The sequence below is a fragment of the Streptomyces verrucosisporus genome (assembly GCF_017114865.1).
Lineage (GTDB): Bacteria > Actinomycetota > Actinomycetes > Streptomycetales > Streptomycetaceae > Streptomyces > Streptomyces fenghuangensis.
The window spans coordinates 101,764-126,447 of sequence record NZ_JADEYH010000001.1 but is presented as its reverse complement, the minus strand read 5'-3'; the positions used below and the strand labels follow the sequence as shown (position 1 = coordinate 126,447).

Sequence of the window (24,684 nt, the reverse complement as noted above, 5' to 3'; positions counted from 1 at the left end):
GGCGGAGCACACCGGGCGCCTCCTCTCCCCGCGAAACGGGCCGCCGTCCCCCGTACGTGTGAAGGCACCCGGCTCGGGCCGTCCGGCGGAGGGCGCGAAAACTACCGTCCTGACCGGAGGTGACGGACCGATGACCATCAGTACCGTCGAGGCCGCCCGGAGTGAGGGCGCGAGCGCGGCGCGTCCCGGCCTCACGATCACCGCGGACGGCTCCTACGCGGCCCGGCTCGCGCCGGCCGGGGACGGGCGCGGCCGGATCCCGGAGCGCTGGACGCTGGACGGCCCGGAGCCGTACGCGGTCCCGCTGCCGGGGCCCCGCCCGGAGGAGCCGGACGCCCAGGTGCTGCCGCTGCCCGACGGGCGGGTGCTGATCTGCCGTGCGGCCGGCGGCCGGGGCCACCTCGCGCTGCTCTACCCCGCCGGCCCGGGCACCGGCGAGCTTCCGCTGGGTTCGGTGGACTGCGAGGGGCTGCGGCTGCTGCCGCCCGTCCCGTACGCACCGTACGGCTCGTACGGCTCACCGGTCCACGCGCTCGCGCCCGGCGAGCACGGGGCGACGGTGTGGCTGGTGCACGGCGGCCCCCGCGGCCCGGAGCCGGTCGCCGAGGTGTCCGGCCGCTGCTCGGGCGGCGCCTGGCTGGATCGCGAGGGGCGCCTGCTGGCCCTGGACCGCACCGACGCCGCCGGCCGCACCAAGACCGTCGCCGTCGATCTGGGGCGTGGCGGTGAGGTCTTCCCGCTGCTGGAGCTCACCGACGACAGCGACGACCGGCTGCTGCTGGCCGACCCGGACAGCGGTCTGCTGCTCCTGCGCTCCGACGCGCCGGGCGAGGCGCGGCTGGGCTGGGGCGTGCTCGGCAGCCACCGGCCCGTGCGCTTCCCCGACGCCCTGCGCCCGCCGGGCGTCGCGCTGACCCCGTTCGCCGTCCAGCCCGGCCAGGCCCTCACCCCCGAGGGCTGCGCGGTGGCGCTGCGCGCGGACGGCCCGAACGGGACGTGGGTGGCCGTGTGGCGCCCCTCCCAGCGGCGGCTGCGGCATCTGCCCGCCCCGGTGGGGTGGGTGCGGGGGACGGGTCTGTGGACGGCGGAGGGCGAACTGCGGCTGCCGTGCGCCGGCGGCCGGGCGGGCCGGACGCAGTGCGGTCTGGCCCGGATCACGCCGTCTTCGGAGCCCGGGCCGCCACCGGCCCGGCGTCGCGCGGAGCCCGCCTCGGAAGGGGGCCCGGCACAGGACGGCGGCCCGGTGGGGAGCGGTTCGGCGGGCGGCCCGGCGGAGGGCGGTTCGGCGGAGGGCGGCGGTCCGCTCGCGGTGCGGGCGGCGGCCTTCACGCCGGTGCCCCTCCAGCAGGCGCCACTGGCCCGGAAAGATGCGGAACGAAGATCGTAGGACTACTACGATCTGGTCGGGTACGGAGGAAGAAGCCTCGAATCCACGGAGTATTCCCGCGATGTCCCAGACCCAGACCGAGACGAGCAGCGAGACGAGCGCCGGGACCGGCGAGCAGCACGGCCGGCACCGCGGCCCGGCCGCCGTCGGCGAGGAGGCCTCGGTGCCCGTGCGGGGACGCCACCGCCGCCCCGCCGGGCAGGAGCCTCTGGAGGACTGAGCCCGCCCCGGCACGTCCCTTCGGGCCCCGGGCGCCGCGGTCCCGCGCGGCGCCCGGGGCCCCGCTCCGTCCGCCGGACGCGGGGGCGCGCGGAGCCGGACGCGGGGGCGCGCTCCCGTACACCGCGCCCACCCGCCTCACCGGCCGGAGGGCGCGTGGGGCAGCATGGTCGGCCGCACCACAGGTCAGGGAGGCCGAGCCCATGGATGTCGCAGCGCGACCCGCGCCCGAGGTCGTCGCCGCCTTCGAGGCGGCCAAGGGCTTCATGCCCGCCGACGAGGGAATGGCGCTGTACGCCGCCGCCCGCGACGCGGCGCGGCTGGGGCTGCCGCTGCTGGAGATCGGCACGTACTGCGGCCGCTCCACCATCCTGCTGGCCGACGCCGCCCGCCGCGCGGACGGCGACGTGACCGTCCTGACCCTGGACCACCACCGGGGCAGCGAGGAGCAGCAGCCGGGCTGGGAGTACCACGACCCCTCCCTGGTGGATCCCGAGGTGGGGCTGATGGACACCCTGCCCTTCTTCCGCCGCACCCTGCACGCCGCCGGGCTGGAGGAGTACGTCGTCGCACTCGTCGGGCACTCGCCGCGGGCGGCGTCGGTGTGGGGCGGGCGGCTCGGCCTGGTCTTCGTCGACGGCGGGCACACCGACGAGCACGCGAGTGCCGACTACGAGGGCTGGGTCCCGCACCTGGCCGAGGGCGGGCTGCTGGTCATCCACGACGTCTTCCCGGACCCGGCCGACGGCGGCCAGGCGCCCCACCGCATCCACCGCCGCGCGCTGGCCTCCGGCGCCTTCGCCGAGGAGCGCGCCCTCCGCTCGCTGCGCGTTCTGCGGCGTACCGGTCCGGGCCTGTAGGACTCGGCGCTACGATCCGATCATGTCCCTCGGCCGACGGCTGTCCACTCCCGCCGTGATCCTCGTGATCGTGCTGTCCGTCGTCCTGGCGGGTCTGCTGGTATGGCGGTCGGCGCTGGACACGGACGCCGACGGGGCGCCCGGGGTGTCCGGGACGCCCTCCTCCGCCCCCTCCCGGGAGCCGGAGGAGACCGGGGAACCGGACGGGGCCGCAAGACCCCTGGACGGCGCCGTGGTGGTGCTCGACCCCGGGCACAACCCGGACAACCGCGAGCACACCCGCGAGATCGCGCGCCGGGTGGACGCCGGCACGCACCGCAAGGAGTGCGACACCACCGGTACGGCCACCGAATCCGGCTACGCGGAGGCGTCCTTCACCCTCGACGTCGCCCGCCGCGCCCGCACCATCCTCGAAGGGCTGGGCGCGAAGGTGGAGTTCACCCACGACGGCGACCGCCCGTACGGGCCGTGCGTGGACGAGCGTGCCCGGATCGGGAACGAGGCGGGGGCCGACGCGGTGGTCTCGGTGCACGCCGACGGATCGGGCGAGGGCAACCGGGGTTTCCACGTCATCCTCCCCGCGCGGATGACCGAGGGCTCCGCCGACACCCGGCGGATCACCGGCCCCTCGCGCCGGCTGGGCGAGCACCTCGTCGGCGCCTTCGCCGAGGCCACCGGCTCCGGGCCCGCCGGCTACCTGGGGGGTCCGGTGGCCGAGACCGGCCTGACCGTCCGCGACGACCTGGGCGGACTGAACCTCTCCCAGGTGCCCAAGGTCTTCCTGGAGTGCGGCAACATGCGCGATCCGCGGGAGGCCCGGCGGCTGTCCGACCCGGAGTGGCGGCAGCGTGCGGCCCGCGGCATCGCCGAGGGCGTCGAGGCCTTCCTGCTCGGCGAGCGCGACGGGGCGCGAAGCGGTGCCGGGGACGGTGCGTGAAGCGGCGCGTGAACCGGTGAGCAGGCCGGTGGGACGGGCCGGAGCCGGGCGGGAGAACCCGCCGGACTCCGCGGAGCGTCCTTCCGTACGATAGGGCCCGCCCCCGTCTGACCAGACCATGACGAAACCGATTAAGGATATTACGTGAACATCCGCTCGCTCACCCGAAGCGATGGCGCGGTTGTCGGAGCAGCGGTACTGCTGTTCATCGCCTCGTTCCTCGCCTTCTTCAAGGCCGACGACTGCACAGAGAACTGCACGGTCAGCAGCTGGGATCCCGCGCTCTTCCCGCTGCTGCCGACCGTGACGCTCGCCGCGCTGATCGCGGCCGCCCTGCTCGTCCTCGGGCGGGTCATGCCCGGGGAACGCAAGGTGGCGGGGCTCGGACTCGACCAGTGGGGCACCGCGCTGGCGGTCTTCGTCGGCTGGGCGGCACTGTGGTCGATGTTCGCCACCATCGCGCCGGACCCGGAGGGCCTGGACCTCAACCGCAACATCGACCTGGGTGCGGGGGCCTGGCTGACCCTCATCGGCGGTCTGCTCCTGGCGGCCTTCGCCGTCCTGGGCAACACCGTGGGCGCGCTGAAGGCCCCGCTGCTGCCGGCCCCCTCCCCGCAGGCCCCGAACCCCTACGGTCCGGGCCCGCAGGCCGGCGGCTACGGCTACCCCGGCGCCCAGCTCGGCCAGCCGATGCAGGGGCAGCCGATGCAGGGCCAGCCCCAGGGCGGTTACGGCTACCCGGGCGGCCCGCAGCCCGGCCAGCCGGCGCAGGGGCAGCCGATGCAGGGCCAGCCCCAGGGCGGTTACGGCGGGGGCCAGCCGGCGCAGCAGCAGGCGGCCCCGGCGGGCGGCGGCGCTCCGGCCGACCCGAACTTCCAGCCGTTCTGGTTCGCCGTGCCGGTCGCCCGGCCGCTGTACGGCGAGGACGGCTCCCCCACTCCGGTCGCCGAACTGGCCCCGGGCACCTGGTACCTGGCGGTCGAGCAGCGCGGCCAGGCGCTGGTGGCGCAGACGCAGGACGGCCGCCGGGGCGTCCTGCGGGACACCTCCGGCATCCAGCGCGGCTGACCCACGCCCGGACACGCGAGCACGCATGCGGCAGGCCCCGCCCGGCGCCGGGCGGGGCCTGCCGCATGCGTGCGGTGGAAGGCGGCGCGGTCCCGAGCGGGACCGGCCCGCCTTCCGAGGCCGGCTTCCGGCTCAGCAGCAGTCCGGCTCCAGCCCGGCCGGCAGCCTCTCGCCGCCGAAGACCGCCACCGTGGCCTCGTCGCCGCCGAGCGCGGCCACGGCCAGCAGCAGCGAGCCGGCGGTCCAGGATGTCAGCTCCTCCGGCCAGAAGGCCTCGTCCTCGAAGACGTAGCCGGTCCAGTACAGGCCGTCCTCGGCGCGCAGGTGCTGCATCCAGCGCAGGATCTCCAGCGCCCGGTCGGACTCCCCCATCACCCACAGGGCCAGGGCGAGTTCGGCACTCTCGCCGCCGGTCACCCAGGGATTGGGCAGCACGCAGCGCACGCCCAGACCGGGGACGACGAAGCGGTCCCAGCCGGACTCGATGCGCTCCTTGGCCGCGGCTCCGGTCACCGCGCCGCCCAGGACGGGGTAGTACCAGTCCATCGAGTAGCGGCCCTTGTCCAGGAAGCGCTCGGGGTGGTGGCGCACCGCGTGGCCCAGCCAGCCCAGGGCCAGTTCCCAGTCCGGCTGCGGCTCCTCGCGGTGCTCGGCCAGGGCCAGCGCGCAGCGCAGCGCCTGGTGGATCGAGGAGCTGCCGGTCAGCAGGGCGTCGGTGACGGGGGTGCCGTCGGCCTCGCGCTTCCAGCCGATCTGCCCGCCGGGCCGCTGGAGTTCCAGGACGAACTCCACGGCCGCGTGGACCACCGGCCACATGCGGTCCGCGAAGGTGTCGTCGCCGGTGGCCAGGTAGTGGTGCCACACCCCGACGGCCACGTAGGCGCAGAAGTTGGTCTCCTTACCCAGGTCGGTGGGGCGGGCCGCGTCCCCGTCGGCGTAGGCGGCGTACCAGGAGCCGTCGGCGTTCTGGTGCTCGGCCAGCCAGCGGTAGGCGGCCTCGGCCCGCGCGTGCTCGCCCGCCGCGTCCAGTGCCATGGCGGCCTCGACGTGGTCCCATGGGTCGAGGTGGTGGCCCCGGAACCACGGGATCGCGCCGTCCTCCCGCTGGAGGGCGGCGATGCCCGCGACGGTCCGCTCGGCCTGCTCGGCGGTCAGGACGCCGGGCAGGACCAGCCGTTCGGTGCGGCCCGGGCTCGTCACGCCGTCTCCCGGCCGCAGGCGGCGCCGGCGGGCAGGTGCGGCTTGGTGGCGTAGGCCACGAAACTCTTGCCCATCACCGGGTTGAGCAGGTCCTCGGCGAGGCGGGTGGCCAGCGGCTTCTTCATGATGTCCCAGACCAGCAGCTTGTGGTACGCGCGTACCGGCAGCGCGGCGTCGTCGCCGTCCCGGTTCACCCCGAAGGCGCACTTGAGCCACCAGTACGGGGAGTGCAGGGCGTGCGCGTGGTGGGTGCCGTACGGCCTCAGGCCCGCGCCCCGCATCTTCGCCAGCAGTTCGTGGGCGCGGTAGATGCGGATGTGGCCGCCCTCGACCTCGTGGTAGGCGTCGGAGAGCGTCCAGCAGACCTTCTCCGGCCCGTAGCGCGGCACGGTCACCGCGATCCGGCCGCCGGGGCGCAGCACCCGGACCATCTCGGCCAGGACGCCCTTGTCGTCGGGGATGTGCTCCATCACCTCGGAGATGATCACGGCGTCGAAGCTGTCGTCGGGGAAGGGCAGGGCCAGGGCGTCGCCCTCCATCGCGGTGGCCTCGGCGCCCGCCGGGGCCTCGCCGGCCTCCTTCATGGCGGCGAACCACTTGGCGACCTCGCGGACCTCCTCGGCGTTCCGGTCCAGCGCGACGACGCGGGCGCCGCGCCGGTAGCACTCGAAGGCATGGCGCCCGGCGCCGCACCCCAGGTCCAGGACCCGGTCCCCCGGGGCGAGCGGGAATCGGGAGAAGTCCACGGTCAGCACTGGTGTCTGCCTTCCTCGGTGTGGTGCGGTGCTATGCGGGGCGGTGACGGCCGGAGGCGGCGGCTAGCTGAGGACGGGCGCGGCGGGGTTGCGGGCCGCGACAGCGGCACGGTAGTGCTCCACCGTGCCGCGGGCGGCCTGTTCCCAGGTGAAGCGGCGCATCACCCTCTCCCGTCCGGCCGCGCCCAGGCGCGCCCGGAGTTCCGCGTCGCCGAGCAGTCTGCCCAGCGCCGCGGCGAGCGCGCCGGCGTCGGCGGGCTCCACCGCCAGGCAGGTCTCGCCGTCGGGGCCGGCGACCTCGGGGATGGCTCCGCCGGTGGTGGCGACCAGGGGGGTGCCGGTGGCCATGGCCTCGGCCGCCGGCAGGGAGAAGCCCTCGTAGAGGGAGGGCACGCAGGCGATCTGGGCGCCGCGCACCAGGTCGGCCAGCTCCCGGTCGCTGATGCCCTTGACGAACTCCACCGCGCCGCCGAGCCCGTAGCGTTCCATCGCCTCGGCCACCGGGCCCTTCTCCGGGCGCTTGCCGACGACGACCAGATGCGCGTTCCCGTGCTCGGTGCGGACTTTGGCCAGGGCCTCGACGAGGTGGACCAGCCCCTTGAGGGGGACATCGGCGCTGGAGGTGGTGACGATGCGGCCGGGGATCTCGGGGACGGCCGGGTCGGGCGAGAACAGCCGGGTGTCTGCGCCGATGGGCACGACGTGGATGCGCTCGGGACGCACTTCGAGGTCCTCGGTGATCTCCCGGCGGGAGGACCCGGAGACGGTCAGCACGGTGGGCAGTCGCCGGGCGACGCGCTTCTGCATACGGGTGAAGCCGTACCAGCGGCGCACCGAGGCCCGGCGTCTCCAGCCCCCGGCCGCGGCCAGGTCCAGGCGACGGTCGACGGTGATGGGGTGGTGGACGGTGGTGACCAGGGGGAAGCCGATCCGGTCCAGGCCAAGCAGGCCGTAGCCGAGGGTCTGGTTGTCGTGGACGACGTCGAACTCGCCGCGCCGGGCGGCCAGGTGGCGGCGGGCGCGCAGCGAGAAGGTCAGCGGCTCGGGGAAGCCCCCGGTCCACATGGTGGCGACCTCCAGCGCGTCGACCCAGTCGCGGTACTCGCCGCGCCCCGGGGTGCGGAAGGGGTCGGGCTGCCGGTAGAGGTCGAGGCTGGGCAGGCGGGTGAGGGTGACCTGACCCGGCAGGCCGTCCTCCTGGTCCAGTACGGGGTAGGGCTGGGCGCCGATCACCTCGACGCGGTGGCCGAGCCGGGCCAGCTCGCGCGACAGGTGGCGCACGTAGACGCCCTGGCCGCCGCAGAACGGGTTCCCCTTGTAGGTGAGCAGCGCGATCCGCAGCGGCCGGCCGCCGTCGGCGGCCTCGCCCGCCAGGGGTCCGGGCGCGGCGCCCCAGGTGGCCTCTGCCGTCACTCACGGCCCCCTTCTCGAAGGTCCTCGCGGCGATTTTCCGCCGGAGCGTAACCGCCGGCGATATTCTGGAACAAGTTTCAATGATGCCCCGGGCACGCCCGGCCCGCGCCCCGGCCCCGTCCCCCGAGGGGCGGGGCGGGTCCGGCTCGCAAGATTACCGGCCGGTAGAAGTTCCGGGCCGAGCCGGTCCGGGTGATTCACGCCACGGATCCGCCCTGCGAGGATGCGGTCTCCCGGGCCCCGCGGCCCGGGCCCGCGGCGGGGCCGCCCGGGCCCGACGGGACAGACGGCAGGAGAGACTTGACGGCACATCCCGGCTTCCCCTCCGCCTCCTCGCTCACCGAGCACCAGGAGGCGCGCCGCCGCCGCATCCTGGCGGCCAGCACCGCACTGGCCCGGCGCGGGGGCTTCGGCGCGGTGCAGATGCGCGAGGTCGCCGAGTCCGCGGACGTCGCGCTGGGCACGCTCTACCGCTACTTCCCCTCCAAGGTGCATCTGCTGGTCGCCACCATGTACGACCAGTTGGAGCGGCTGCACGAGACGCTGCACCGGCATCCTCCGAAAGAGCCGGAGCCCGCCGCCCGGGTGGCGGTGACGCTGATGCGCGCCTTCCGCGCGCTCCAGCGGGAGCCGAACCTGGCGGAGGCCATGCTGCGGGCGTTCACCTTCGCCGACCGCTCGGCCGGCGCCGAGGTCGACGCGGTCTCCCGGCTCACCACCGAGATCATCCTGGACGCCGTGGGGGCGCGCGACGCGCCGATGCCGAAACGGCTCTCGGCGGTCCGCGTCATCGCGCACACCTGGCATTCGGAACTGATCGGATGGCTCTCCGGTCGCATTTCGATCGAGCAGGTCCAGGAAGACATCGAAACGGTTTGCAATTTGATCACCACGGAAACGATCAGCGATGTGCGTCGGTAGCGCGAACCGATAATTCATGCGCCCCCCGATTGCCCCCGGCACTTCCATTACTCACCGGTACTGGCTGAAACTCTGCGTTAACCAGTGCCATTTGCAGGTATCTGTTGACGGGTGTTCGAGGAACGTCCCCCGATCAGGGCACTGGAGGAGCTGAACGTGATTCAGGTATTGCTGGTGCACCATCTCGGCCTGCTGCGATCCGGCCTGGCAGCGTTGCTCAACGATGCACCCGACCTGGAGGTACGCGACGTACCCTGGTCCAACGATCCCTGCCGGCTCCGGGCCCTGCGGGCGGATGTGTGCGTCGTGGATCTGGACGGGCCCGGGGCCCCGGACGGGGCCGGCATGGCGGAGTTGTGCCGGCATATGACATCGGCAAAATGTGGGCTATTGGTTCTGGCCACTCCCGGGAGGCCCGGCGCACTGCGCCGGGCCTATGACGCGCAGGCGCTGGGCTTCGTCAACAAGGACGCCACCCCGCAGCGGTTGCTCGAGGGGATCAGAAACGTCGCCGCGGGAAAGAGATACGTGGACGACTCCCTCGCCCACGATCTGCTCCGCGCCGCCGACATGCCCCTCACCGCGCGGGAACTGAGCGTTCTGTCGCTGGCCGCGAAGGGGGCGACGGTCTCCGAGATCGCCGGGCGGCTGCACCTCTCGCACGGCACCATACGCAACTACATGTCGGCGATCACCCGTAAGACCGGGGCGCGCAACAGAGTCGACGCCATACGGATATCCCAGGGCGCGGGCTGGGTGTAGCGCCGACGGACGAGGGCCCGACCGGACCGCCGTCCGGCCGGGCGCACAGGTGCGCGGGCACGCGTACGTGCGCCCGGCCGGGCCCGTGCGGGGCCGCGGGTCTCAGGCCGGGGTGCTCTCCCGGCCCGGCCGGGCGGTGGGCCCGCCGTCGCGGCCGGTGTGCCAGCGCCCCACCAGGTCGCGGTACAGCGGTGAGCGCTCCAGCAGTTCGCGGTGGCTCCCGGCGGTGGCCCGGGCGCCGTCCATCACCAGTACCCGGTCGGCCCGGTGCGCCGAGCTGATCCGGTGGGCGATCACCACCAGCGTGCCGGGCCGGTCCGCGAACGCCCGCTCGGCGCGCGCCTCCGCCTGCGGGTCCAGATGGCAGGTGGCCTCGTCCAGCAGCACCAGGGGGGCGGGCGACAGATGGGCCCGGCCCAGCGCGATCAGCTGCCGCTCCCCCTGGGAGAGGGCGGCCGGGTCGACCACCGCGTCCAGTCCGCCCAGCCTGGCGGCCAGCGGTCCGAGCCCGACCGCCGCCACCGAGGCGGCCATCCTCTCCTCCGGTCCGTCCTCCCCCGGGCCGGTCACCGGCGAGTCACCGGGCCGGTCACCGGGCCGGTCGTCCGGGCACAGGTAGAGCAGGTTCTCGCGGAGCGTGCCGGTGAACACGTACGCCTGCTGCGGGATCAGCACACGCCGCCGCGCCAGCTCGCCGGCGCTCCTCCCGGCGGCGAGGGGCGGGGCCCCGTCCACCAGGACCTCGCCCCGGCCGGGGACGAGCAGGCCCGCCACCACAGCGGCGAGGGTGGACTTGCCGATGCCGCTGGGGCCCACGACGACCAGGTGCTCGCCGGGTTCGACGGTGAGGTCCACCTCGCGCAGCACAGGCTGGGCGCCGGGGCCGTAGGCGAAGGTCACCGAGCGCAGCTCCACCCGTGAGCCCGCCGCGGACCGTACGGGGGCTGCGGGGACGGGGGCGGCCGGCTCCTCGGCCGCCGGCGCGCTCCGCCGCGGCGGGTCCGCGCCGACGAGCCGGTCCAGGATCACCAGCAGCCGGGTACCGGCCGCCCCCAGGGCGCTCATCAGCGTCCGCAGGGCGGGCAGCAGCGACTGGGTCAGATACGTCAGCGCGCCCAGCAGCGCGCCCGCCGTGAGACCGCGGTCCAGCAGCCACGGGATGGCCAGCAGCAGCAGCACGATCGGCAGGTGCCCGGCCACACCCAGCGCCATGGTGCGGGCGGCGGCCCACCGGGCCAGCGAGCGGGCCGCCCCCACCTCGGTGGCCACCAGCGCTTCCGCCTCCCCGGCGGTGCGCCGCTCGGCGCCGCACGCCACGATGTCCCGCAGCCCGGCGGCGACGGCTCCGTAGCGCGTGGAGAGGGCCTCGTCCGCGTCGAGGAAGTCCCGCTGGCGTGCCGCCATCGGCACCAGTGTGGCCGTGAAGAGCAGCAGCCCCAGCACCAGGGGCGGTACGACCACCAGGAGCAGCAGGGGGTGGAGGGAGGCCAGTCCGGCCAGCGCCCCGGCCGCGGTGAAGACGAAGGAGCGCAGCACCAGCACCAGTCCGGCGAAGCTGTCCCGGGCCAGCTCGGTCTGGTGGGTGAGGCGGGAGACGGAGGAGCTGTCCGCCCGGGCCGGGGCGGCCACCGCCCCGTGCAGGGCGCGGGTCACCACATGGCGCAGCAGCCCGTCGCGCAGCGGCTCCACCAGGTCGGCCAGTCCGCGGAAGACCCCCCGCACCGCCAGGCCGCCGGCGACGGTCGCCGCGGCGGCCACCGCCAGCCAGACCAGCCCCGTACCGGTGCTCCCGGCCAGGAAGCCCCGGTCCAGGGCCTGGGCCACGCCGTAGCCGACCAGGAAGGTCTGCGCGGACTCCAGCAGCGACCAGCCGCCGAGCCGGACCAGGACGCGGCGGCGGTGGCGCAGGAAGCGCGTGGCGCGGGGCAGGAGGCGGCGGGCCGGGCCCGGGGTGGTACGGCCGGCCGGGCTCGTCCGGTTCGCGGGGCTCACGGCCTCTCCTCCACCGCGGTGCGGGCCCCCGGGGCCCGCACCGCCTCCCAAGGGCCCGGCATCTCCCGGGACTTCCCGGTATCCGGGCCGTCCCCGGCCGCGAACACCGCCCGGTAGTCCGGCAGTTCCCACAGCGCCTCGTGCGGTCCGACGGCCCGCACCCGGCCGTCCTCCAGCCAGGCGACCAGATCCGCACGGGCCGCGGAGGAGACGCGGTGCGCGATCAGCAGCCGGGTGCCGGCCCGCACCCGGTCCGTCAGCGCCCGGCTCACCTGGAGTTCGGTGGCGCTGTCCAGGCTGGAGGTGGCGTCGTCCAGCACCAGCAGCCGCCCCGCGTGGGCGAAGGCCCGGGCCAGGCCCAGACGCTGGAACTCGCCGCCGGACAGCGGCGCGTCCGCCGTCCTGGTGCCGTACCCGGCGGGCAGGCGGCGGACGAAGGCGTCCGCGCTGGCCGCCCGCGCGGCGTCCTCGACGGCGGCGGGGCCGGGATCGTGGGCACCAAAGGCGACCGCCTCGCCGACGGTGTCCCCGAACAGGGCCGGCCGCTCGAAGGCGTAGCCGATCTCGCGGCGCAGTTCGGCGGGGCCGAGCCCGTCCAGCGGGACGCCGTCGAGCAGCACCCGTCCCTCGTCGGGGTCGGCCAGGCGCCCGGCCAGCGCGGCGAGGGTGGACTTGCCCGAACCGGACCGCCCCACCACGGCCATCGTGGCGCCGCCGGGCACCACCAGATCGACGCCGCGCAGCACCTCGCGCCCGCCGCGCACGGCGGTCACACCGCGCAGTTCCAGCCGCCCGGTGCCCTCCGGCGGCAGCGCGCGGCGGCCGTACGCGACCGGGGGCACGGCCAGCAGTTCGCCCACCCGGCGGGCCGCGGCGCGGCTGCGCACCAGGGCGCCGAGCCGGCCGGTGACCGCGCCGATCCCGGCGGCCAGGGCCGCGTAGCGGGAGGCGGCCAGCAGTTCGCCGACGCTCAGTTCGCCGGCGGCCAGCCGCACACCGCCCACCGCCAGGACGGCGATCGTCAGCAGGGGGACCAGGACGCCTCCGCCGACCATGGCCCGCCCGTACACGTGCCACATCCGCCGCCCGTGGGCGGCCAGTTCGGGCAGCGGGGTCAGCACACGGGCACGTTCGCGGTCGGCGGTGCCCGCGGCGGCGAGGGTACGGGCGCCGGCCAGCGCCTCGACCAGGCGCGCGGCGATTTCGCCCTGGACGCGCTGGTAGCGCGAGACGCTGTCGGAGGAGCCGCGCGCGAAGGCGCGCAGCAGCAGAACCAGCAGCGGGACCCCGGCGCAGAACGCGGCGGCGAGCCAGGGGTCCACCAGCGCCAGCGCCACCAGGGCGCCGAGCGGGGTGATGAGCGAGGAGACGGTGGTGGCGGCGGCGGTGGGGGCCGCGCCGGCCTCGGCCGCGTTGCCCGACAGCCGCGTCACCAGGTCGCCGTGGTCGAAGCGGGCCGCCCGCCGGGGGCCCACGGCCAGCAGGTGCTCCAGCCCGCGGCGGCGCAGCCAGGCGGTGGAGCGGGCGTCGGTGGTGCCGGTGAGACGGGCGCTCACCGCGTCCAGCAGCACCTCGGCCGCGACCAGCAGCGCGCACAGCGCCGTCCAGCGGGCGGCCTCCCCGGCGCCGTCCAGCGCCAGGTCGAGGGTGTGCCCGAGCGCGGCGGGCAGGGCGATGGTCGCTGCGGCGGACGCGGTGGCGAGCAGGCAGATCGCCGTGGCGCGACCGGCGCTGTGGCGGATCGCGGCCGTCAGGACGCGGTCGGCCTCAGTACCGGCGACGGCTGTACCGGCCGTACCGGTCCTGTCGGCGGTGTCGGCTGCGGGATCGGAGGCGTCGGCTGCGGGCTGGGGCGCCATGGGCGGTGGGCTCCTCGCGTCCGTGGGCGGTGCGGCGGGGGTACGCGCGGGGCGGCCGGGGTAGACCTTGGGATACGGCGATGCGGTCCCGGGCGCTGTGACCGCCCGGGACCGCGTCGACCGTTTCACGACCGCGGGATCAGATCCCGCAGTGGCGAGGTCAGTTGCAGGTGGTGACGCTCAGGGAGCTGTCACCGCACAGCAGCAGGCTGGCCTCGGAGCCGCCGCCGGCGACGGTGCCCTTGTCCTCGGAGGTCTCCAGGGTCTGCAGGTCGAGAAGAGTCATTTCTCTGTTCCTTTCGTTTCCGTGGGGACGGGATTTTCCGGTACGGCCTCCCTGACGAGAGACCGGCTCTGGGGCCGCCTCGGGGGCGGCGGGAGGAAGGGCAGGTGCACGGGGGTGTCGTGCAGTGCGCTGCCCAGGGCGAGCAGACAGCCGGCCGTGCCGGTGGCGAGGTCCATCGACAGGCGCATCATCTGTTCGCCGGGGAAGGCCAGCAGGCCCTGGTACGGGACGGCGGCCCGGGTCAGCGAGGCGATCTGGCGTCGCAGGTCGGCCTCGTGGGCGCCGGGTTCGCCGACGGTGGTGCGGCTCAGGTGCAGGATCATCCCGGCCGTGCCCCGGAACAGGGCGGGCTGGGCGTAGAACCTGGAGCGGGCGGCCTTGAGGATGTCGTGCCGCGCCCGCTCGAACCGCTCGTCGTCGCGGTGGGCGGCGTAGTCGTCCAGCACCATCCCGATGCCGACGCTGCCCTCGCCCAGGTAGGGCATGGTGCGCCAGCCCTCGTCCACCTGGAGGGCGCCGCCGGCGCTGATCACGCAGTGGTCGAGGTCGCGCCGCAGGGCGTCGGCGGCGAGGTCGAGCAGTCCGGGCTCGCCGGTTCGCTCGTACAGCCGCAGGAAGAGCAGGGCCTGGCCGGCCGAGCCGTACAGCAGCCCGGCCCGGGGGCCGCGGCCGGCCTCGCGTCCGCCCTTGTCGGCGACGAGGCGGGCGCAGCGCAGCGCCGCTTCGCGCAGGGCGCTCTCGCCGGTGGAGGCGGCCAGGCAGTCCAGCGCCAGTCCGATGCCGGACAGTCCGCCGTGCAGGTCGGGGGCCAGGTCCTCCCAGGGCTGTTCCACGACCGTCCCGGCCAGTTCCAGGGCCCGGTCGGTGTGGCCGAAGCGCTCCAGGGTCCAGGCGATGCCGGACAGTCCGTCGTAGAAGCCCAGCGGGGTGCCGGAGGGGAGCTCCTTGGTCCCGCGCAGCAGCCAGTCCTCGGCGGCCGGGCACCTCTCGGCACCGGTGACGGCCAGGGCGTGGAGCACTCCGGCCGCGCCGTTGGCGAAGGAGAGGCCGCCGCCGGCGGCGAACTGGGCTATGTCGCCGGGGAAGAAGCGGTCCTCGCGTTCGGGGGTGGCCGAGGCGAGTACCGCCCGCGCCATCGAGTCGCGGCTGCGCGGCCAGTCGGCGGGGTGGACGGGCAGGTAGCCCGGCCCGGGCGCGCCCGTCGCGGCGCCCGCCGTCCCCTCCTGGGCCGTGCCGCCCGGCCCTCGCCCGGAGCCGTCCGGCTCCGGGGGCTCCCAGCCGCGGAGGATCTCCGCCACGGCCTCGTCGAGGAACTCGCGCGGTACGGGGAACTCCTCGGCCACCAGCTCGGCCAGGTGTGCCGCCTTGCCCCGGTCGATCGCCAGCAGGCTGGTCTGCGGCAGGAAGAGCGCGATGCGCAGGCAGGCCAGGGCGTAGCGGTCGACGTCGAACCCCCTGCGGTCGGCGGGGGCGACGAAACCGGGGTTGGCGATGACCTGGCGGCGGCCCTCGTCGATGTGGGCGGCGGCCTCGAAGTCCAGCAGTGTCACCGACCGCTCGTCCTCGGAGACCATGATGTTGAACAGGTGCAGGTCGTTGAAGACGACGCCGCGGGCGTGGACGGCCTCGACGGCCTCCTCCACCAGCCGGTGGACGCGCAGGGCCCACTCGGTGTACCCGGCGATCGCGTCCGGGCCGGGGTCCGCCTCGATCAGGGGGTGGCGCAGGGCGAAGAAGCTGTTGAGCGGCCTGCCGTCGACGTACTCCAGCACCAGGAACCAGTGGTCGCCGAGCTGGAACCAGTCGCGCACCTCGGGGGTCTGCGGCAGGCCCGAGAGCCTCTCCAGCGCCTCCTTCTCACGGCGCAGGCGGGTCACGGCGTCGGCGCCGTCCGCGGCGAGGCCGGCGTGGGGGCGGCCCTCCTTGAGGACGACCTTCTCGCCGGTGCGGGTGTCGGTGCCGACGTACACGCCCCCGCCGTTGGAGAAGTGCAGTGCCTTCTCGATGCTGTAGGGGATGTCGGCGACCTTCGCCGCGCCGCGGGCCTCCAGGTGGGGCCGCAGGAAGTCGGGGAGGGTGATCCAGTCGGGGACGTGGAAGGCCGGGTCCCTGCGGTCGGGCACCAGGCGGCCCTCGGCGTCCTCGACGGCGGGGCGCAGCTCGCCGTCCTCGTAGCAGTGCCGCTCCGTGAAGCTGCCCCAGCGCACGTGCACCGGGCCGTTCCCCCAGCGCAGGTCGCTGAGGATGTACGGGCCGCTCTCGCCGGCCAGCAGCGCGTCGAGGTCCTCGGCGATGGTGCGGCACTGCTCGTCGCCGGCCGGGTAGACGGTGACGAACTTGCCGCTGGCGCCGCGGTCGGCGTACTTGGCGTTGCGGTTGTGCAGCAGGTAGCGGCTGGGCATGAACTTGAAGGCCACGCCCCGGGACACGCAGTAGTCCCAGACCTTCTCCAGGATCCGCTCGGCGTTGTCCAGGCAGGCCGAGACGTGGATCTTCCAGCCCTGTGCGGGGAGTTCGGCCTCCAGCGGGCGCAGGGCCAGCCAGTCTCCGGAGCGGTGGCGCTGCCAGCCGGCGGGTGCCGGGCGGCGGGCGGCCTCGTAGGTGCCGGCCCGTCCTGCCTCGTCCGAGAGGCGGTGGGGGGCGTCGTAGAAGTGGCGGTCGGCGTCGCAGAAGACGGCGTAGCCCTTGCTCATCGTTCCCCCTTCGGCTCTCTCGGTCACCGGCGGCGTCCGGGGAAGACAATTCCACGGCGCCGAAGGGGTGGAACAGTCACAGCTGTCACGAGTCGGCCGTGAGGAACTCATGAGTAGTTTCCGCGGCGGGGAAGGGAGTCGCGGGCTCGCGAGAAAGCACCGGTCCGCACCGCCGGGCGGCGGTGCGGACCGGTGTGACGTGCCGGGTACGGCGGCGGTTCCCGGCCGGCCCCGGGCTCAGCGGCCGGCCTGGAGCGCGCCCCAGGTGCCGCTGCCGACGATGCCGTCCACGGTCAGGCCGCGGCTGCTCTGGTAGTCGCGCACGGCGGTCTCGGTGTTCGGGCCGAAGGCTCCGTCGATGCCCACGGTGCGGCCGAGCGCCGCGGTCAGGGAGCGCTGAAGCCGCTCCACGTCCGCGCCCGAGCTCCCCCGCTTCAGGACGGGCCTGGTGCCGGCCGACAGCAGGGCGGTCCAGGTGCGGGCACCCACGACGCCGTCGGCGGTCAGGGAGCGGCTGCTCTGGAAGGACCGCACCGCGCTCTCGGTGCCGGAGCCGAAGACGCCGTCCACCGTGCCGGCGTCGAAGCCGTTGTCGTTCAGCAGCTGCTGGGCGGCCTTCACCTGGGCGCCCGTCGAGCCGCTGCGCAGGGTGTCGTAGGAGGTGAAGTTCAGCTGGACGGGGGCGGTGGCGTCGCCGTCGCGGACCAGCTGCATGTAGTAGGTCCAGTTCCAGTTGGGGCCGGGGTCGGTGTGGTCGTTGCCCGGCACCTCGACGTGGCCCACGATGTGCGACCGGTCCTTGGGGATGCCGTGGCGGTCGCACAGGTGGCGGGTCAGGGCGGCCGAGGAGCGGTACATCGCGTCGGTGAACCAGGAGGGGTTGTCGACGTAGCCCTCGTGCTCCAGGCCGATGGAGTACGGGTTGCCGGACCTGGCGTGCCAGGCGGTGTCGCGGTCGCGGACCATCTGCGTGACCTCGCCGTCGGAGGAGCGGATCACGTAGTGGGCGCTGACGTTGGAGCTGGGGTTCTGGAACCAGCTGATCGAGCCGGCGTAGGAGCCCTGGGTGACGTGTACGACCACGTGGGTGATCGACGACGAGCGACCGGAGGTGTAGTTGCTGGAGTGCGCCGCCACCCAACGGGCGGGCGGGTAGTCGGTGCTCAGCGTGCCCGCCCCGGACGAGTCGCCCAGTGGCCGGACCTCCGCGTAGCGGCCGAGCTCCGGCTCGGTCTCGCGCGGCCGTACGGTGACCCGCTCACCGGCCGGGGTCAGGGCGCTGAAGCCGTCCTCCAGGAAGTCGTAGACGGTGTCGGCGTACAGCCGGGCGGTGCGGTCGTCGTCCGCGCCGCCGTAGCGGGCCACTACCGGGTACCAGGCGTCCGCGTCACGGCGGTCGGCGGCGTCCAGGCCCAGCTCGTCGGCGTAGGAGCGCAGGACGGCCGCGCCGCCGAGGATGTTGGCGGCGGTGTCCTTCCTGAGGTCGGCGGCCGGCTCGCCGGTCAGCTCGGCGGCCTTCTCCAGGGTGCGGCGTTCGGGGTTGCTGACCAGGTGCATCACGCCGTAGCCGCCCGCGTGGCTGGGTTCGCCGCCGTGGCCGTCGAGGTGGGTCTCCCCGTAGCCCACCGCGACCAGCAGGTCGCGCGGGACCTGGAACTCGCCGGCCGCCCGCTCGAAGGCCCGGTTCACCGGGGCGCGCGGGTCCGGGTCGGCGGGCGCGGCGCTCGCGGGCTGACCCGTGGCGATCAGCGCCGCGGCGGCCGCGGTGGCGAGTACGGGGGTGCCCGCCCGTCTCCAGGCGGTGAGGCGTCGGAACATTCTTCCTCCCGGTCAGCATGTGCGTGGGGGGTGAGCATCTGCTGCTCGCTCACGCCGGTGGTCGGAAGGAATTCCTATCTCGAAAGACGTGTACACGTCAACAATTTTCGGGATTTCCCCAGCGATTCCACCCACCAACCGACAGGAATTCCGCACAGGGACCCGGAAAAAGCCCGGAAAAGCCCGAAAAGCAGCATCAGGCCACCCGGACGGCCGCCACCGCCTGCACGGACGGCCCCCGGCGCGACCGTCCCCGCGCCGGGGGTATTCGCGCCCCAGCAGAGAGTGGCGGATCCGCGCTACGCGCGTCAACGAAATGCACCGGAAACCATGGGAGTTCTTTGGTGTGAACCACTGGAAATGACTGCGGAACGGACGGGGGAACCGCGTCGGAACACCTCTTGGCGCGCCATGGGCCGGATCACCGGTGTGATCCCGCTCCCACCTGCGGTCCGGCCCGAACCGCGCCCGTTAGAGTGAACCGCGAAACGTCCTGTGCCCGAGTGGGGGAAGCCGGTGCGAATCCGGCGCTGACCCGCAACCGTGAGCGGGCGGACACCGACCCGTCCGCCGTACAGCCGGAGCACCCGCCCGGGCACGCAAGGCTCCCGGAGCCGTCCCCGCCGCACGGCGGGGCGCGGCCCCGGACCGGCACCGTCGAGGAATGCGGAGCCGAGCCCGGTGTGCCCCGCGCGGTGAGCGCGGCCGGCCGTCCGTGCACGGCTGCGCCGCGAGAAAGGCACCCGCCCATGTCCCTGCGCCGCACCGCCGCGGCCCTGGCCGCATCCACCGTGCTCTGCGCGGTCGCGGCCCCCGTCGCCGCCGCCGACGAGTCGCCGTCCGCGCAGGCCCCGGCGCAGCGGGACCTGCCCTCCGGGCTGTACGGGAAGGACGACCCGCAGTACGACGGCGTGTGGCGCCAGTCGACGGCCCTGCTCGCCCAGGACGCGGTCGGGGTCAAGCCCGCGTCCGGGGCCGTGGCGTGGCTGACCGGCCAGCAGTGCGAGGACGGCTCCTTCGCCTCCTACCGCCCCGACCCCACCGAGGCGTGCACCGCGAAGACGGTGGCCGACGTCAACGCCACGGCCGCCGCCGTCCAGGCGCTGGCCGCCCTCGGCGGCCACGGCGAGCGGGTGGAGCGGGCCGTTCAGTGGCTGCGGCTGGTCCAGAACGACGACGGCGGCTGGGGCTTCAACCCCGGCAGCCCCAGCGACGCCAACTCCGTCTCCGTCGTGATCGGCGCCCTGGACGCCGCGGGCGAGGACCCGGCGAAGGCGCTCTCGGCGAAGGGCGAGAAGTCCCCCTACGACTCCCTCCTGGGCTTCCAGCTCGGCTGCGACGCCGAGAAGGACGAGCGCGGCGCCTTCGCCTACCAGCCCGACGAGAAGGGCCGCCTCGCCGCGAACGACGACGCCACGGCCGCCGCCGTACTGGCCTCCCGCGGCGAGGGCCTGGCCACCGGGCCGGGCGGTGAGGACGGCAGCGGCGGTGAGGACCGCGGCGCCGCGAAGGCCCTGGAGTGCGGCGAGGACGGCGAGGGCGGCGTGGAGCGCACCCCGGCCGAGGCCGCCGAGGCCGGCGCCGCGTATCTGACAGGGGTGCTGGAGGCGGGCGGCGGGCACCTGAAGTCCGCCATGCCCGGCGCCGAGGAGCAGCCCGACTACGGCAACACCGCCGACGCCGTGATCGCCCTGGCCGCCGGCGGCCACCGCGACGCCGCCGCCGAGTCCCTGACCTGGCTGGAGAAGAACCTCGGCTCCTGGGACAAGGCCACCACCAGCCCGGCCGCCCTGGGCCAGCTCGTCCTGGCCGCCCGCGCCGCGGGCGGCGACCCGGCCGAATTCGGCGGGGTGAACCTGGTCGAGCGGCTGAACGCCACCGGCCCGGCCCCGGTGCACGTCCCCTCCGGCCAGGACGGCGAGGACGGCGGCTCGCCGGTGATGTGGTCCCTCATCGGCGCGGGCCTGGTCGCCGGAGCGGGCGCAGGCTTCCTGATCAGCATGCGCAGGAGGCGGGACCGGTGACCGCGTCGCGCACCGTGCTCGCCGGTGTGTTCACCGCCGTGCTCGCGGGCCTGTTCACCGCCGTGCCGCCGGTGGTGGGCGCCGCCCCCGCGCACGCCGCCGGCTACCGCTACTGGTCCTTCTGGGAGCGCGACGGCGGCCAGTGGACGTACGCCACGCAGGGGCCGGGCACGCTGCGGCCCGAGGACGGCGACGTACTGGGCTTCCGGTTCGCCGTCAGCGAGGACTCCGCGGAGGCCGACAGACCCCGCGGCGCCGGTGACTTCGAGGAGATCTGCGGCGGCACCGAGGCCGAGGAGGGGAGCAAGCGGATCGCGCTGAGCGTCGACTTCGGCACCCGGGCCGACGCGCCCGGGGACGAGAAGCCGCCCCGGGGCCGCACCGAGTGCGCGCACGTACCCGAGGACGGGACCGCCGCCGAGGCGCTGGCCGCCGTGCTGAAACCGCTGCGGTACAACTCCGACTCGCTGCTGTGCGCCATCGCCGGCTATCCGCGCACCGGCTGCGGTGAGCAGGTCTCCGACTCCGCGGCGCGGACGGACGGCGCCTCCGGTGACTCCGAGGGCTCCGAGGGCGCGGCCGCTCCCGAGGACACCGCCCCGGGGGACGGCGGCGGCCCCTCCGCCGGGCTGATCGGGGGCGGTGCCGTCGTCGCCGCACTCGCCGCAGCGGCCGTCTGGCAGGCCCGCCGGCGCCGGTCATGACCCCCCGGCAGCCCCTGGCGGCCCTGCGCGCCCCGCGTGCGACGCGTTCCAACGCGCTGCACGCGGGCGCGTGGTGGCTGTGGGCGCTGGGGCTGGCCACGGCCGCCTCCCGCACCACCAACCCGCTGCTGCTGGCTCTGATCATCGCCGTCACGGCGTACGTCGTCGCGGCCCGCCGCACCGACGCGCCCTGGGCCCGCGGTTACGGCGCCTTCCTCAAGATCGCCCTGGCGGTGCTGGTGATCCGGCTGTTCTTCGCCGTCTTCCTCGGCTCCCCGATCCCCGGCACCACCGTGCTGTTCACCCTCCCCGAGGTGCCGCTGCCCGACTGGGCGCAGGGCGTGCGCATCGGCGGCCGGGTCACGGCCGAGGGGCTGGTGTTCGCGCTGCGCGACGGGCTGAAGCTGGCCACCATGCTGGTGTGCGTCGGGGCGGCCAACGCCCTGGCCAGCCCCGCCCGGCTGCTCAAGTCCCTGCCGGCCGCGCTGTACGAGGCGGGGATGGCCGTGGTCGTGGCGATGACGTTCGCCCCCCATCTGATCGCCGACGTCCGCCGGCTGCGGGCCGCCCGCCGGCTGCGCGGCCGCGACGACAAGGGGATCAAAGCGGTGCTGCGGATCGGGCTGCCGGTCCTGGAGGGCGCGCTGGAGCGCTCGGTGGCGCTGGCCGCCTCCATGGACGCGCGCGGCTACGGCCGCACCGCACGGGTGCCGCCCGCCGTGCGCCGCACCACCGCCGCCCTCACCCTGGGCGGGCTGCTGGGCGTGTGCGCCGGCACGTACGGGCTGCTGGCCGCCCAGGGCGCGGCCTTCGGACTGCCGGTGCTGCTGCTCGGACTGGCCGCCGCGCTCGGCGGGCTGTGGCTGGGCGGGCGCCGCGCGGTGCGCAGCCGTTACCGGCCCGACCGCTGGGGGGCGCGCGCCTGGCTGGTGTCGGCCTCCGGCGCGGCGGTCGGCGCGGCCGTGGTCCGGGCCGCCGCCCGCCTGCCGGACGCTCTCGCCCCTCCCCCGGTGCCGCTGACCGCGCCCGAGCTGCCGCTGTGGCCCGCCGCGGCCGTACTGGCCGGACTGCTCCCGGCCTTCGTCGCCCCCGTACCCGCCCCCCGAACCGAAACCGACGCCGGGTCCGTCTCCCGCACCGGGCAGACCCCGCCGGCGAAGGAGACGACCCGCGCATGATCCGCTTCGACCAGGTCTCCGTCACCTACGGGGACGGCGCCGCCCCCGCCGTGCACGGGGTGGACCTCACCGTGCCCGAGGGCGAGCTGGTGCTCGTCGTCGGACCGTCCGGCGTGGGCAAGTCCACGCTGCTGGGCACCGTCTCCGGGCTGGTGCCGCACTTCACCGGCGGCACCCTGCACGGCCGGGTGACCGTGGACGGGCGCGACACCCGCGAGCACCGGCCGCGCGAACTGGCCGACGTCGTCGGCACCGTGGGCCAGGACCCGCTGGCCCACTTCGTCACCGACACCGTCGAGGACGAACTCGCCTACGGCATGGAGTGCCTGGGCCTGCCGCCGGACACCATGCGCCGCCGCGTCGAGGAGACCCTGGACCTGCTGGGCCTGGCCGATCTGCGCGACCGCCCCGTCGCCTCCCTGTCCGGCGGGCAGATGCAGCGCGTCGCCATCGGCTCGGTGCTGACCACCCACCCCAAGGTGCTGGTGCTGGACGAGCCGACCTCCGCGCTCGACCCGGCCGCCGCCGAGGAGGTGCTGGCCGTCCTCCAGCGGCTGGTGCACGACCTGGGCACCACCGTGCTGATGGCCGAGCACCGCCTGGAGCGCGTGGTGCAGTACGCGGACCGGGTGCTGCTGCTGCCGGCGCCCGGCGCCGCGCCGGTGCTGGGCGAGCCGGCCGAGGTGATGGCGCTCTCGCCGGTCCGCCCGCCCGTCGTCGCCCTGGGGCGGCTGGCCGGCTGGTCCCCGCTGCCGCTGTCGGTGCGGGACGCGCGCCGCAGGGCGGCCGGGCTGCGCGAGCGGCTGGACGAGCTGGAACCGCCCGCCGGACGCGACGGGCCCGGCTCGGCGGACGGACCCGGCGGCGGCGAACCGCTGGCCGAGGTCTCCTCGCTGTCCGTGCGCCGCGGCCGGGTCACCGCCCTGGAGAAGGTGGACCTGACCGTGCGGCCGGGCGAGACGATCGCCCTGATGGGCCGCAACGGCGCGGGCAAGTCCACCCTGCTGAACACCCTGGTCGGCATGTACGAGCCCGCGCGCGGCACGGTGCGCCTGGGCGGCGCGTCCGGCGCCGTGCCGCACCGCACCCGGCCCTCCGGACTGCTGCGCCGCGTCGGCCTGGTGCCGCAGGACCCGCGCGACCTGCTGTACGCGGACACCGTCGCCGCCGAGTGCGCCGGCGCGGACCGCGACGCGGGCGCCGAGCCCGGCACCTGCCGCGCCCTGGTCTCCACCCTGCTGCCGGACGTCCACGACGGCACCCATCCGCGCGACCTGTCCGAGGGCCAGCGCCTGGCCCTGGCGCTGGCCGTCGTCCTCACCGCCGCCCCTCCCCTGCTGCTCCTGGACGAGCCGACGCGCGGCCTGGACTACGCGGCCAAGGAACGGCTGACGGGCGTACTGCGCGCGCTGGCCGACGACGGCCACGCGGTCGTCCTGGCCACCCACGACGTGGAACTCGCCGCCGAACTCGCCCGCCGGGTGGTGATCCTGGCCGACGGCGAGGTCGTCGCGGACGGTCCGAGCAGCGAGGTCGTCACCTCCTCCCCCGCCTTCGCCCCGCAGACCGCGAAGATCCTCGCCCCCCGGCGCTGGCTCACCGTCGGCCAGGTGCGGACGGCACTGGAGGAAGCGGGGGTGGGGGCATGACCGGCGCCCCGGGCACTTCCGGCGCCTCCGGCTCCCCCGGCTCCGGGCGGAGCGGGCAGGCCGGACGGGCTGACCGGGCGCGGGCCGACCGCCAGGTGCGCGCCGTACGGATCGGGCCGCGCTCCGCCGCGGCCCTGGGCATCGTCTCGGCCATCGGCGTGGCGGCCTTCGGCTGGCCGCTGCTGGCCGACTCCGCCTCGGGACTGGCCCACTCCGGGGACGCCCCCTGGCTGTTCGCCGCGCTGCTGCCGCTGCTACTGGCCGTGGCGGTGGCCGCCGTGGCCGACACCGGGCTGGACGCCAAGGCCGTCGCGATGCTCGGCGTGCTGGCCGCCGCGGGGGCCGCTCTGCGCCCGCTGGGGGCGGGCACGGCGGGTCTGGAGCCGATGTTCTTCCTGATGGTGCTCTCCGGCCGGGTGCTGGGACCGGGTTTCGGCTTCGTCCTGGGCGCGGTGTCGATGTTCGCCTCGGCGCTGCTGACCGGCGGGGTCGGGCCGTGGATGCCGTTCCAGATGCTGTCGATGGGCTGGGTGGCGATGGGCGCGGGCCTGCTGCCCGGCCCCCACGGTCTGCGCGGGCGGCGGGAGCTGGCGCTGCTCGCCGCGTACGGGGCCGTCGCCTCGGTGCTGTACGGCGTGGTGATGAACCTCCAGGGCTGGCCGTTCATCAGCGGACTGGCCAGCGGGATCTCCCACGTCCCCGGGGACCCGCTGGAGGTGAAGCTGGCCAAGTTCGCCGCCTACGTCCTGGCCACCTCCCTCGGCTGGGACCTGCCGCGCGCCCTGCTGACCGTGGTGCTCACCCTCACCGTGGGCGGCACGGTGCTGCGGGCGCTGCGCCGCGCCACACGGCGGGCGGCGTTCGACGCGCCGGCGTCCTTCACCGGGGCTCCGTTTGCGCGGAGCGAGGGCGGCAACGCGGAGAGTTGACAGCCCGAGCAAGGGGACACTCGTGGAAGG

At 75.3% G+C, this 24,684-nt stretch carries 20 protein-coding genes and 1 riboswitch; of the genes, 12 read left to right on the top strand and 8 right to left on the bottom strand.

From position 1 onward, the window contains the following. Positions 1–130 precede the first annotated feature (130 nt). The 5 genes from IQ279_RS00635 to IQ279_RS00615 all read left to right on the top strand — a co-directional run bounded on the left by IQ279_RS00635 (position 131) and on the right by IQ279_RS00615 (position 4,471). On the top strand, positions 131–1,387 hold the full coding sequence (locus IQ279_RS00635) for a hypothetical protein (protein ID WP_206346261.1): 1,257 nt from the start codon (positions 131–133) through the stop codon (positions 1,385–1,387). 61 nt (positions 1,388–1,448) lie between these two features. After that, the gene (locus IQ279_RS00630; protein WP_206346260.1) at positions 1,449–1,607 is read left to right on the top strand and encodes a hypothetical protein; all 159 of its coding nucleotides are present in this window, start codon (positions 1,449–1,451) and stop codon (positions 1,605–1,607) included. 202 nt (positions 1,608–1,809) lie between these two features. After that, positions 1,810–2,466 carry a class I SAM-dependent methyltransferase gene (locus IQ279_RS00625; protein WP_206346259.1) on the top strand — a complete coding sequence of 219 codons (657 nt, stop codon included), beginning with the start codon at positions 1,810–1,812 and terminating at the stop codon, positions 2,464–2,466. Positions 2,467–2,488: 22 nt separating this feature from the next. Then, on the top strand, positions 2,489–3,403 hold the full coding sequence (locus tag IQ279_RS00620; protein WP_206346258.1) for an N-acetylmuramoyl-L-alanine amidase: 915 nt from the start codon (positions 2,489–2,491) through the stop codon (positions 3,401–3,403). 144 nt (positions 3,404–3,547) lie between these two features. Beyond that, complete coding sequence (locus IQ279_RS00615) at positions 3,548–4,471, top strand: DUF5336 domain-containing protein (protein ID WP_206346257.1); 924 nt, start codon at positions 3,548–3,550, stop codon at positions 4,469–4,471. A gap of 132 nt (positions 4,472–4,603) precedes the next feature. On the opposite strand, the gene IQ279_RS00610 is transcribed toward IQ279_RS00615, so the two are convergent. From IQ279_RS00610 to IQ279_RS00600, 3 genes are all read right to left on the bottom strand, one after another. Continuing rightward, complete coding sequence (locus IQ279_RS00610) at positions 4,604–5,671, bottom strand: prenyltransferase/squalene oxidase repeat-containing protein (protein WP_206346256.1); 1,068 nt, start codon at positions 5,669–5,671, stop codon at positions 4,604–4,606. After that, positions 5,668–6,426 (bottom strand): class I SAM-dependent methyltransferase, encoded by a 759-nt coding sequence (locus IQ279_RS00605; protein WP_206346255.1) that lies wholly within the window; start codon positions 6,424–6,426, stop codon positions 5,668–5,670. The genes IQ279_RS00610 and IQ279_RS00605 overlap by 4 nt, the downstream gene beginning before the upstream one ends. Before the next feature lie 63 nt (positions 6,427–6,489). Then, a complete protein-coding gene (locus tag IQ279_RS00600; protein ID WP_206346254.1) occupies positions 6,490–7,839 on the bottom strand; it encodes a glycosyltransferase family 4 protein in 1,350 nt (449 codons plus the stop codon). A 300-nt stretch (positions 7,840–8,139) separates the two neighbouring features. Here IQ279_RS00600 and IQ279_RS00595 point away from each other — a divergent pair, with 300 nt between their 5' ends. Together IQ279_RS00595 and IQ279_RS00590 are read left to right on the top strand one after the other, a co-directional pair. Next, entirely contained in the window at positions 8,140–8,760 is a 621-nt protein-coding gene (locus tag IQ279_RS00595; RefSeq protein WP_206346253.1) for a TetR family transcriptional regulator, read from the top strand. Positions 8,761–9,150: 390 nt separating this feature from the next. Then, entirely contained in the window at positions 9,151–9,522 is a 372-nt protein-coding gene (locus tag IQ279_RS00590) for a response regulator transcription factor (protein WP_307791963.1), read from the top strand. A 102-nt stretch (positions 9,523–9,624) separates the two neighbouring features. On the opposite strand, the gene IQ279_RS00585 is transcribed toward IQ279_RS00590, so the two are convergent. From IQ279_RS00585 to IQ279_RS00565, 5 genes are all read right to left on the bottom strand, one after another. Continuing rightward, a complete protein-coding gene (locus tag IQ279_RS00585) occupies positions 9,625–11,514 on the bottom strand; it encodes an ATP-binding cassette domain-containing protein (RefSeq protein ID WP_206346251.1) in 1,890 nt (629 codons plus the stop codon). After that, entirely contained in the window at positions 11,511–13,373 is a 1,863-nt protein-coding gene (locus tag IQ279_RS00580) for an ABC transporter ATP-binding protein (RefSeq protein WP_206346250.1), read from the bottom strand. Before IQ279_RS00580 ends, IQ279_RS00585 begins: the two co-directional genes overlap by 4 nt. Positions 13,374–13,533: 160 nt before the next feature. Continuing rightward, the gene (locus tag IQ279_RS00575; RefSeq protein WP_206346249.1) at positions 13,534–13,659 is read right to left on the bottom strand and encodes a SapB/AmfS family lanthipeptide; all 126 of its coding nucleotides are present in this window, start codon (positions 13,657–13,659) and stop codon (positions 13,534–13,536) included. Then, entirely contained in the window at positions 13,656–16,352 is a 2,697-nt protein-coding gene (gene lanKC, locus IQ279_RS00570; protein WP_206346248.1) for a class III lanthionine synthetase LanKC, read from the bottom strand. Before lanKC ends, IQ279_RS00575 begins: the two co-directional genes overlap by 4 nt. Before the next feature lie 237 nt (positions 16,353–16,589). Beyond that, entirely contained in the window at positions 16,590–18,170 is a 1,581-nt protein-coding gene (locus IQ279_RS00565; protein ID WP_206346247.1) for a peptidoglycan-binding protein, read from the bottom strand. A 507-nt stretch (positions 18,171–18,677) separates the two neighbouring features. Then, a riboswitch (cobalamin riboswitch) is annotated at positions 18,678–18,730 on the top strand. Positions 18,731–18,919: 189 nt separating this feature from the next. Here IQ279_RS00565 and IQ279_RS00560 point away from each other — a divergent pair. From IQ279_RS00560 to IQ279_RS00540, 5 genes are read left to right on the top strand one after another with little or no spacing between them, the layout of a single operon-like run. Continuing rightward, a complete protein-coding gene (locus IQ279_RS00560; protein ID WP_206346246.1) occupies positions 18,920–20,194 on the top strand; it encodes an SCO2321 family membrane protein in 1,275 nt (424 codons plus the stop codon). After that, positions 20,191–20,898 carry an SCO2322 family protein gene (locus IQ279_RS28590; RefSeq protein WP_372445052.1) on the top strand — a complete coding sequence of 236 codons (708 nt, stop codon included), beginning with the start codon at positions 20,191–20,193 and terminating at the stop codon, positions 20,896–20,898. Before IQ279_RS00560 ends, IQ279_RS28590 begins: the two co-directional genes overlap by 4 nt. After that, a complete protein-coding gene (locus IQ279_RS00550; RefSeq protein WP_206346245.1) occupies positions 20,895–22,076 on the top strand; it encodes an energy-coupling factor transporter transmembrane component T in 1,182 nt (393 codons plus the stop codon). Before IQ279_RS28590 ends, IQ279_RS00550 begins: the two co-directional genes overlap by 4 nt. Further along, entirely contained in the window at positions 22,073–23,725 is a 1,653-nt protein-coding gene (locus IQ279_RS00545) for an ABC transporter ATP-binding protein (RefSeq protein WP_206346244.1), read from the top strand. The genes IQ279_RS00550 and IQ279_RS00545 overlap by 4 nt, the downstream gene beginning before the upstream one ends. Then, positions 23,722–24,654, top strand: coding sequence for an ECF transporter S component (locus IQ279_RS00540; protein ID WP_206346243.1), 933 nt, complete (start codon positions 23,722–23,724; stop codon positions 24,652–24,654). Before IQ279_RS00545 ends, IQ279_RS00540 begins: the two co-directional genes overlap by 4 nt. Positions 24,655–24,684: the final 30 nt, after the last annotated feature.